At 61.5% G+C, this 10,168-nt stretch carries 5 protein-coding genes; 3 read left to right on the top strand and 2 right to left on the bottom strand.

Translation table 11 applies throughout. From position 1 onward, the window contains the following. Positions 1-120, top strand: a complete 120-nt coding sequence (locus GM79_RS26585) for a transposase (protein ID WP_410471173.1) — start codon at positions 1-3, stop codon at positions 118-120. Between the two features lie 195 nt (positions 121-315). Here the strand turns inward: GM79_RS26585 and ilvD are convergent, their stop codons facing one another. Together ilvD and GM79_RS18185 are read right to left on the bottom strand one after the other, a co-directional pair. Then, entirely contained in the window at positions 316-1,989 is a 1,674-nt protein-coding gene (gene ilvD / locus GM79_RS18190) for a dihydroxy-acid dehydratase (RefSeq protein ID WP_035566824.1), read from the bottom strand. Positions 1,990-2,194: 205 nt separating this feature from the next. Then, positions 2,195-3,085: a branched-chain amino acid transaminase gene (locus tag GM79_RS18185; protein WP_035566822.1), complete on the bottom strand. Its 891-nt coding sequence runs from the start codon at positions 3,083-3,085 to the stop codon at positions 2,195-2,197. Positions 3,086-3,494: 409 nt separating this feature from the next. Here GM79_RS18185 and GM79_RS18180 point away from each other — a divergent pair, with 409 nt between their 5' ends. After that, on the top strand, positions 3,495-5,039 hold the full coding sequence (locus GM79_RS18180) for a hypothetical protein (RefSeq protein WP_035566820.1): 1,545 nt from the start codon (positions 3,495-3,497) through the stop codon (positions 5,037-5,039). A gap of 468 nt (positions 5,040-5,507) precedes the next feature. Beyond that, on the top strand, positions 5,508-10,049 hold the full coding sequence (gene gltB, locus GM79_RS18175) for a glutamate synthase large subunit (protein WP_051719048.1): 4,542 nt from the start codon (positions 5,508-5,510) through the stop codon (positions 10,047-10,049). The last annotated feature ends 119 nt before the right edge of the window (positions 10,050-10,168 follow it).

Raw genomic sequence — 10,168 nt, 5'->3', positions numbered from 1 at the left:
ATCGAACGCTTTTTCGGACGCATGAAGCAGTATCGCCGCTTGGCCACCCGCTACGAGAAGACCATCGTTTCCTTCCTCGCGTTCTGGCATATCGGAGCAGCACTTGATTGGCTTAGATGAATAACTCATTTCTTAATGTCCTCACGCCCTAGCCCCCTCTCCAAAAAAGAGGGGGAACTAGTTTCTAGTCTTTTCCTCTAGCAATTGGCTTTTTAGAACTAGTGCTAGTCCCCCCTCTTTTTTGGAGAGGGGGTTAGGGGGTTAGGTACCGCAGCCAGGCACGAATCCATAAATAATAACCTGACTACTAATAATTTATTCATCCGTAAGGCAGCCGGTGCTGGCGCTGCCCACGGTGCGGATGTACTTGCGCAGCACCCCACGCGGGGCGTTGGGCGCGGGCGGCTGCCACCGGGCGCGGCGGGCTTGCAGCACGGCGGCTTCCACTCGCAGCTCGATGGTGTTGGCGCGGGCATCGAGCGCAATCCAGTCGCCGTTTTCAACCAGGGCAATGGGGCCGCCGTCGTACGCCTCGGGGCACACGTGCCCGACCACGAAGCCGTGGGTGCCGCCCGAAAACCGGCCGTCGGTAATCAGGGCTACTTTATCGCCCAGGCCCGCGCCCATGATGGCGGAGGTGGGCTTGAGCATTTCGGGCATGCCCGGCCCGCCCTTGGGCCCCACGTAGCGGATGACGACGACGTGACCGGCCGCCACCAGGCCCCGCGCCAGGCCGTCGTTCACTGCCTCCTCCGAATCGAACACGATGGCCGGGCCGGCAAACTGCTCGCCTTCCTTGCCCGAAATCTTAGCCACCGCGCCCTCCGGGGCCAGGTTGCCGTAAAGAATCTGGATGTGGCCGTCGGCTTTCAGCGGCTGGGAAAAGGGGCGCAGCAAGTCCTGCCCGGCGCCCAGAGGCCGGATTTGGGCTAGGTTTTGGGCCAGCGTCTGGCCGGTCACGGTGAGCGTGTCGCCGGTAATTAGTCCTTCTTCGAGCAGGGTTTTGAGCATGGCGGGCACGCCGCCCAGAGCCGAGAGGTCTTCCATGAGGTAGCGGCCGCTGGGCTTCAAATCAGCCAGCACCGGCACCCGGTTGCTCACGGCTTGGAAATCGGCCAGCGTGAGCGCCACACCAGCGGCGTTGGCAATGGCGATGAGGTGAATGACGGCGTTGGTGGAGCCGCCGAGTACGGTGGTTACCACGAGGGCATTCTCGAAGGCTTCGCGGGTGAGAATGTCGCGGGGCTTGATGTCGCGCTCCAGCAGCAGGCGCAGGTAGTGGCCGGTGTCGAGGCACTCCTGGGTTTTGGCCGCGCTCACGGCCGTGGCCGAGGCCGAAAACGGCACCGACATGCCCAGCGTCTCAATGGCCGCCGCCATCGTGTTGGCCGTGTACATGCCCCCGCAGGCCCCCGGCCCCGGACAGGCGTTGCGGATAATGCCCCGGTAGTCCTCGTCCGAAAGCTGCCCTTGCAGTTTCTGCCCGTACGCCTCAAAACACGACACAATATTGAGCGACTGCCCTTTGTAACTGCCGCCCTTGATAGTGCCGCCGTACACCAGCAGGCCCGGGCGGTTGAGGCGGGCCAGGGCCATGAGGGCGCCGGGCATGTTCTTGTCGCAGCCCACCACGCAGGCCAGGGCGTCGTAGTTGTGGGCCCCGGCCATCGCCTCAATGGAGTCGGCAATGATTTCGCGCGACACCAGCGAGTAGCGCATCCCCGGCGTGCCGTTAGTGATGCCGTCGCTCACGCCGATGGTGTTGAAGCGCAGGCCCACCAGCCCCTGGGCGGCCAGGCCGCGCTTCACCTCCTGGGCCAGGCCGTCGAGGTGCATGTTGCAGGTGTTGCCCTCAAACCCCGTGGAGCACACGCCCACGAACGGCTTACGCAAGTCGTCCTCCGCCAGCCCCGCCCCGATGAGCATGGCTTGCGCGGCCGGCAAGCTGTCGTCCTGGGTGTAAATGCGGCTGAATTTGTTGAGAATCATGAGGGTTTGTTGGCAACCGTTTTGGATAGCACTTATGCACATTTGTTTCTCGCAGAGGTTCGCAGAGGTGAAACGCGGAGGTCCGCAGAGGTCCGGCAGCAAAATCTGCGAACCTCCGCGTTTTACCTCTGCGGACCTCTGCGAGAAAATTCGTTAGGAATTCAGTTGCCTAAGTCCTTTTTAAAGAGATTATTTACAGCAAATTCTAAGACGCCTCCGCCGCCGCTGTTTCGCCCAGCACCAGCGCCGTGTAGCGCGCGGCCAGCTGCGCGCCCAGCGTGTGCTCGAACGGCGTAGCGAATACCACGTCGTCGACCGAGGCCACGCCCACGACTTCAGCGGCGGTGCCAGTCATGAAGGCGCCGGTGGCACCACGCAGCTCGTCGGGCCGGAAAAACCGCTCGGTGACGGTGATTCCCGCGCTCCGGGCCAGGTCGATGACCGTGTTGCGGGTAATGCCGCGCAGGATGCTGCCGCCGGGCGCGGTGAAAAGCGCCCCGTCTTTCTCCACGAAAAAATTGGCGCCGGGCCCTTCGGCCACGTAGCCGTTCATATCCAGCAGCAGGGCTTCGTCGAAACCGCGGCCTTTGGCTTCGGAGCTGGCAATGATGGAGTTGGCGTAGTGACCCGATACTTTGGCTTCGATAGGCACGGCCTTGGGGTTGGGCCGCTCGTAGGGCGAAACCGTGAGGCGCAGGCTCTGGCTGCCCAGGTATTTGCCCCAGTGCCAGGCGGCCAGCATCAGGTTGCTGGCCGGGGGCGCAGTCAGGGTCATGTGCGGGGTGGCGGCAAACACCAGCGGCCGCAGGTAGGCATCGGTCAGGTTGTTTTTGGCCAGCAACTGGTAGCTGATTTCGGTCAGCTCCTCCACCGAATAAGTGAGCGGCAGGCCAATGGACTGGCAGGAGTAATGCAGCCGCTCGTAGTGCTCGCGGGCCTTGAAAATGCGGGTACCCTGCGCCGTATTGTAGGCCCGAATGCCTTCAAAAACGGCGTAGCCGTAGTGCAGCGACTGGGCGTAGACGCCGCAGGTGGCCTGCGCGGCGGGCACGAATTCGCCATCGAGATAAACAAGGGTATTGTCGTCGAAATACATGAAAGCAGGAAGGATGTGACGAAGGTTCGGTCAACAAAAAGCCTTTCCGAGCGCGGGGCTGAGAAAGGCTTTTTGCTTGCAGGCAAGAAGGAGCTTTCAGCCCGACGGCTGGTTAATGACGAGGACGACGGGCTGAAAGAAGAAGCTCATGAGCATAAAAAATGGGCGCTAACCGGAACGAGGCGCGGGGTTCGTGCTTAGCTTGCGCCGCGCGGGCCGCCACCGCCGCCACTCCAAAAAGGAAATTTGTAACCTGGGCCGTAAGCATTTGCCGCCGGCTACTGAATGCAATTTTAGCGGACGTATTTGCTCACGAAGAATTTATTTCCAGAGGGCTTACTATTTCCAAGCAAGATTTTTTTGCTCGTAACAAACTCATTATAAGTGGTTAGTGTAATTACATATTACGATGCCCAACGAAAGCAGTGACCCGGTTTTTCAATTGATTAAGTCGCTCACGCGCTCTGAAAAGCGCCACTTCCGGCTGTTTGCCAACCGGCAGGGCTCCACCGATGGCCTGAAGTTTCTGCAGCTCTTCGATGCCCTCGACGCGGCTCCGCACTACGACGACGAACGGGTACTGGCCCAGGCACCGGCCCTCAAAAAGGTGCAGCTCGCCAACCTCAAGGCCAACCTCTACCGGCAGCTGCTGGCCAGCCTGCGCATGTACCACGCCGGCCAGAACCTCGACATTCAGCTCCGCGAACAGCTCGACTATGCCCGCGTGCTCTACAACCGCGGCCTCTACCAGCAGAGCCTGCGCATGCTCGAACGCCTGAAAATATCCGCCCAGCAGGCCGGTATGGCCCACATTGCCCTGCAAGCCCTCGATTTTGAGAAGCTCATCGAAGCCCAGTATATCACGCGCAGCCTACAGGGCCGGGCCGAACAGCTGGCGGCCGAGGCCCTGGCGCTGGTGGACCACGTGGGCCAGCAGCACCGCCTATCAAGCCTGGCGCTGCGCATGTACGGCTTCTACCTGCAAATCGGGCACGCCCGCCACCAGCAGGATTACGAGCAGCTCACCACGTTTTTCCGCGGTGCCCTGCAGGGCGTGGACATGACGAACCCGGACTTTTTTGAGGAGCTGTACTACTACCAGGCCCACGTGTGGTACCACACCATCACGCAGAATTTTGCGGCCTGCTACCGCTACGCCCACAAGTGGGTGACGTTGTTTGCCCGCTACCCGGCCATGCGCGAGCAGCAAACCATGCTCTACCTCAAGGGCCTGCACAACCTACTGGTATCGGCTTACAACATGCTGTACTACAGCAAATTCAACGAAGTCCTGGCCACGCTCGAAGCCTTCGCGGCCGACCCGGAGCGGCGCTCCAGCCCCAACATTGAGGTGCTGCTGTTCCTCTACATCTACACCAACCGCATCAACGCTTACTTCATGCGGGGCGAGTTCAGCGCGGGCCTGGGCATTGTGCCGCCGCTGCTGGCCCGCCTCGCCGAGTTTCAGCCCCAGCTCGACCCGCACCGCCTCATGGTGTTCTACTATAAGATTGCCAGCCTGTACTTCGGCAGCGGCGATTTTGGCAAGGCCATCGAATACCTCACCAAAATTATTCAGTTCCGCGACAGCGCCTTGCGCGAGGACATCCAGTGCTTTGCCCGCATTCTGAACCTGATTGCGCACTACGAAGCCGGCCGCGACGAGAGCCTGGACTACCAAATCAAATCCGTGTACCGGTTTTTGGGCAAGATGAACGACCAGCAGCAAATGCAGGTGGCCATTTTCCGGTTCCTGCGCACCGTGGGCGACCTGAATCCGCAGGAGCTGAAAAACGCCTTTGCGGCGCTCAAAAACCAGCTCACCGCCATCGCGACCAATCCGTTCGAGCGGCGCCCATTCATGTATCTGGACATTATTTCCTGGCTGGAAAGCAAGATTGAAAACCGGCCGGTGCAGGAAATCATGCAACGCAAGTTTACGCTGCTGAAGTAACTGCTGTTACGCACCTCAGACGCTAACCTTACCCCCTAGCCCCCTCTCCCGTGGAGAGGAGGAACTAGCTCTAGGCATAAAAGAATAGTCTACTAGATTTTAAATCTAAAAACTAGTTCCCCCTCCCCTGGGGCTTCGCGCATAAAGCGAACCGGGGGTTAGGGGGTGAGGTTGGCGTCTGAGCTGCGTAACAGCAGCGAAGTAAAGGGCTGGAGTCGTCTTCATAGCCCGTTAGGTCATGCTCCGCTGCGCGCTGCGCGACCTAATGGGGCGCGTCACTGGTTTTGAATTCGTACATTATTTCTATACAAATTACTATCTATCAATATTTTACAAATCTATAAAATGAACTAGAAATAGTAAAGCAGCGGATAATACTATGCAGCTAAGCCGCACCGGGACGGTACTTGTAATAAATGTGCGCAACGGGCTGATTTCACCCTGCTGCTCCCTGACGGTCCCTCTGCTATGACTTTCAACGCCCCGAAACCCTTTCCCGACAATGCCCAGGACCTGTACCGGCCCGAATTTGAGCACGATGCCTGCGGGACTGGTTTCATCACCTACCTCAACGGCCGCAAGTCGCACCAGATAATTGCGGATGCGCTGACCATGCTCGAAAACATGGAGCACCGCGGCGCCTGCGGCTGCGACGCCGAGTCCGGCGACGGCGCCGGCCTGCTGCTGCAAGTGCCGCACTGGTTTCTGCTGGAGCAGTGTACGGCCCTCAACATCCGCCTGCCCGAACCCGGCTGCTACGGCGTGGGCATGGTGCAGATGCCCCGCGACGAGACGGCCCGCGCCGCCTGTCACGCCGCCATCAGCGCCGCCGCCACCCGCCTCGGGATGCCGGTGCTGGGCTACCGGCCGGTGCCGGTGAACCCGGCCGGGATTGGGCCAACGGCCCTGGCAGCAGCGCCGGTGATGGAGCAGGTGTTTGTGGCCCGGCCGGCCGGCATCAGCAACGCCGACGACTTTGAGCGGAAGCTGTTCGTGCTGCGGCGGCTCATTCAGAAGATGATGACGGAGTCGGCCGGCGAGGAATCAGAAGCTTTTTACTTTTCGTCTCTCTCCTGCAAAGTCATTGTTTATAAAGGGATGCTGACCACCTATCAGGTGCGCAGCTACTACCCTGATTTGAGTGACGAGCGGATGACGTCGGCGTTTGGCATGGTGCATTCGCGCTTTTCGACCAATACGTTTCCGAGCTGGAAGCTAGCCCAGCCGTTTCGGCTGCTGGCCCACAACGGCGAAATCAACACGCTGCGCGGCAACCTGAACTGGTTCTACGCCGGCCTGCGCAACTACGTATCGCCGTACTTCTCGTCAGAGGAAATGGATATGCTGCTGCCCGTGATTGACGCCGGGCAGTCGGATTCGGCCTGCCTCGACAACATTGTCGAAATCCTGCTGCATTCGGGCCGCTCGCTGCCGCACGTGATGATGATGCTGGTGCCCGAAGCCTGGGACGGCAACACTCAAATGGACCCGCTCAAAAAGGCGTTCTACGAGTTCCACGCCACCTTTATGGAGCCTTGGGACGGCCCGGCCGCGCTCATCTTCACCGATGGCCGGCAGATTGGCGCCATGCTCGACCGCAACGGCCTGCGCCCGCTGCGCTACGTCGAAACCACCGACGGCCGCGTGCTGGTTGCCTCCGAAGCCGGCGTACTTGAAATCGACCAGGCCACGGTGGTGCAGAAGGGCCGCCTGCAGCCCGGCAAAATGCTGCTGGTCGATACCGTAGCCGGCCGCATTATTACTGATGATGAGCTGAAGGCCGAGGCCGCCGGCCGGCAGCCCTACGGCGCGTGGCTGAACGAATACCAGATTCGGCTGGAAGAGCTGCCGGAGCCGCGCCTGGCCTTCACCGATTTGGCCGCCGACTCGGTGTTCAAGTACCACCAGGTATTCGGCTACACCCGCGAAGACATCGACGCCATCCTCACGCCGATGGCGCTGGAGGGCAAGGAGCCTATCGGCTCGATGGGCGTGGACGTGCCGCTGGCCGTGCTTTCGGACCAGCCGCAGCACCTGAGCAGCTACTTCAAGCAGTTTTTCGCGCAGGTCACCAACCCGCCCATCGACCCCATTCGGGAGCGGCTGGTGATGAGCCTGGCCACGTTTATCGGCAACAACGGCAACATCCTCGACGAGGATAAGATGCACTGCCACTGCGTGGCGCTGCGCCAGCCCATCCTCACCAACCACGAGCTGGAAAAGCTGCGCAGCATCGACACGGGCATGTTCAATGCCAAGACGCTGCAAACGTATTTCAAGGCCGACGGCAAGCCCGGCTCCCTGGGCAATGGCCTCGCCCGCCTCTGCCGCTACGCCGAGGACGCGGTGAACGACGGCTTTGAAGTCCTGATTTTGTCGGACCGGGGCGTCGACTCCGAGCACACGCCGATACCGTCGCTGCTGGCCGTGTCGGCCGTGCATCACCACCTGATTAAGCTGGGTTTCCGGGGCTCGGTGGGCCTCGTGGTAGAAGCCGGCGACGTGTGGGAAGTCCACCATTTTGCCTGTTTGCTGGCCTTTGGCGCCACGGCAATCAACCCGTACCTGGCGCTTTCGACCATCAGCACCATGCACGCGGCGGGGCAGTTTGCCACGGCCCATGATGCCGCCCGGCTGGCCTACAACTACATCAAAGCAGTGTGCGACGGCCTGCTGAAGATTTTCTCGAAGATGGGAATTTCGACCCTGCAGAGCTACCACGGCGCCCAGGTGTTTGAGATTGTCGGTATCAATCAGGAAGTGGTGGATGCGTATTTCTGCGGCGCCGTGACCCGCATCGGCGGGTTGGGCCTCGATGAAATTGCCCGTGAGACGCTTTACAAGCACTTGCAGGGCTTCAAAACCAGTACGCCCGAAGAGCAGAACCTGCTGCCCGAAGGCGGCGTGTATGCCTGGCGCCGGCGCGGAGAGGTGCATACATTCAACCCCGAAACGGTTCATCTGCTGCAACTCGCGACGCGCACCAACAACTACGCGACCTACCAGCGCTACGCGGCGCTGATTAACGAGCAGCCGGAGCGGCACTTCACCCTGCGCGGCCTGCTGGACTTTGCCCACCACCGCGAGGCCATTGCCCTGGATGAGGTGGAGCCCGCCGAAAACATTATGAAGCGCTTCGCCACCGGCGCCATGTCGTTCGGCTCGATTTCGCACGAGGCGCACAGCACGCTGGCCATTGCCATGAACCGCATCGGCGGCAAAAGCAACACCGGCGAGGGCGGTGAAGACCCGATGCGCTACGAGCGGATGGCCAACGGCGACTCCATGCGCTCAGCCATCAAGCAGGTGGCGTCGGCCCGCTTCGGCGTGACCGCGCATTATCTGACCAATGCCGACGAGCTGCAAATCAAGATGGCCCAGGGTGCCAAACCCGGCGAGGGTGGCCAGCTGCCCGGTCACAAAGTGGACGAGTGGATTGCCAGGGTGCGCAACGCCACGCCCGGCGTGGGTCTGATTTCGCCGCCGCCGCACCACGACATCTACTCCATCGAAGATTTAGCGCAGCTGATTTTCGACCTGAAAAACGCCAACCGCGCCGCCCGCATCAACGTGAAGCTGGTGAGCAAGGCGGGGGTGGGCACCATCGCGGCGGGCGTCGCCAAGGCCCACGCCGACGTGATTCTGATTGCCGGCTACGACGGCGGCACGGGCGCTTCGCCCATCTCGTCTATCAAGCACGCCGGTTTGCCCTGGGAGCTGGGCCTGGCCGAAGCCCACCAGACGCTGGTGCGCAACCAGCTCCGCAGCCGCGTGGTGCTGCAAGCCGACGGGCAGCTCAAAACCGGGCGCGACCTGGCCGTGGCCGCCCTGCTGGGGGCCGAGGAATGGGGCGTGGCCACGGCCGCGCTGGTGGCCGGCGGCTGCATCATGATGCGCAAGTGCCACCTCAACACCTGCCCCGTGGGCGTAGCCACGCAGGACCCGGACCTGCGCAAGCTCTTCACCGGACAGCCGGAGCACATCGTCAACCTGTTCCGCTTTCTGGCCGAGGAGCTGCGCGAAATCATGGCCGAGCTGGGCTTCCGCACCATCCGGGAGATGGTGGGCCGCGTCGAGTTCCTGAAAGTAAAGGAGGGCCTCACGCACTGGAAGGCGCGGCATCTGGACCTGTCGGGCATCCTGCACCCGGCCGCCAACAGCTCCGGCGGCACCCTGTATCAGAGCGAGGCGCAGGACCACGGCCTGGACAAGATTCTGGACTGGCAGCTGCTGGAGCACGCGCAGCCGGCCATCAACGAGCGGATTCCGGTCTTTGCCTCCTTCGACGTTCATAACACCGACCGGACCATCGGCACGCTGCTCTCGAATGAGATTGCCAAGCGCTACCACGCCGCCGGCCTGCCCGAAAACACGATTAACTACCGTTTCAAGGGCTCGGCGGGGCAGAGCTTCGGGGCATTCAGCGTCAAAGGGCTGTCCTTCACGCTAGAAGGCGAGGCCAACGACTACGTGGGCAAAGGGCTGTCGGGGGCGCAGCTGGCCATCTTCCCGGCGGCAAACGCCAGCTTTGTCCCGGAGCAGAACATCATCATCGGCAACGTGGCGCTGTACGGGGCCACCTCCGGCGAGCTGTTCGTGCGCGGACAGGCCGGCGAGCGGTTTGCGGTGCGCAACTCCGGCGCCACAGCGGTAGTCGAAGGCGTGGGCGACCACGGCTGCGAGTACATGACCGGCGGCCGCGCCCTGATTCTGGGCAAAACCGGCCGCAACTTCGCGGCCGGCATGAGCGGCGGCATCGCCTGGGTCTACGACCCCGATGGCACCTTCCCCGACAACTGCAACCCCGAAATGGTGGAGCTCGACCCGCTCGACGCGGGGGACGAGGACCACATTCAGGTGCTGCTGCGCAAGCACGTGCAGCTCACCGGCAGTCAGGTAGCCCGGTTCCTGCTCAGCAACTGGGCCGAGGAAGCCAGCCGCTTTGTCAAGGTGTTCCCGAGTGAGTATAAGAAGGTGCTCCAAGCCGCGCAGTATGAGGTGGCGCGGTAGTAACTGCTTAGTCAAACAGTCAAAAAGGCGGTCATGCTGAGCGAAGTCGAAGCATCTCTACCGCAGCAGTAATTCAATCGTTGATTTCCGTTGATTACTTACGTGGTAGAGATGCTTCA

Origin of the sequence: Hymenobacter sp. IS2118 (assembly GCF_000715495.1) — a bacterium.
Lineage (GTDB): Bacteria > Bacteroidota > Bacteroidia > Cytophagales > Hymenobacteraceae > Hymenobacter.
This window is presented reverse-complemented; position numbering and strand designations above follow the sequence as displayed.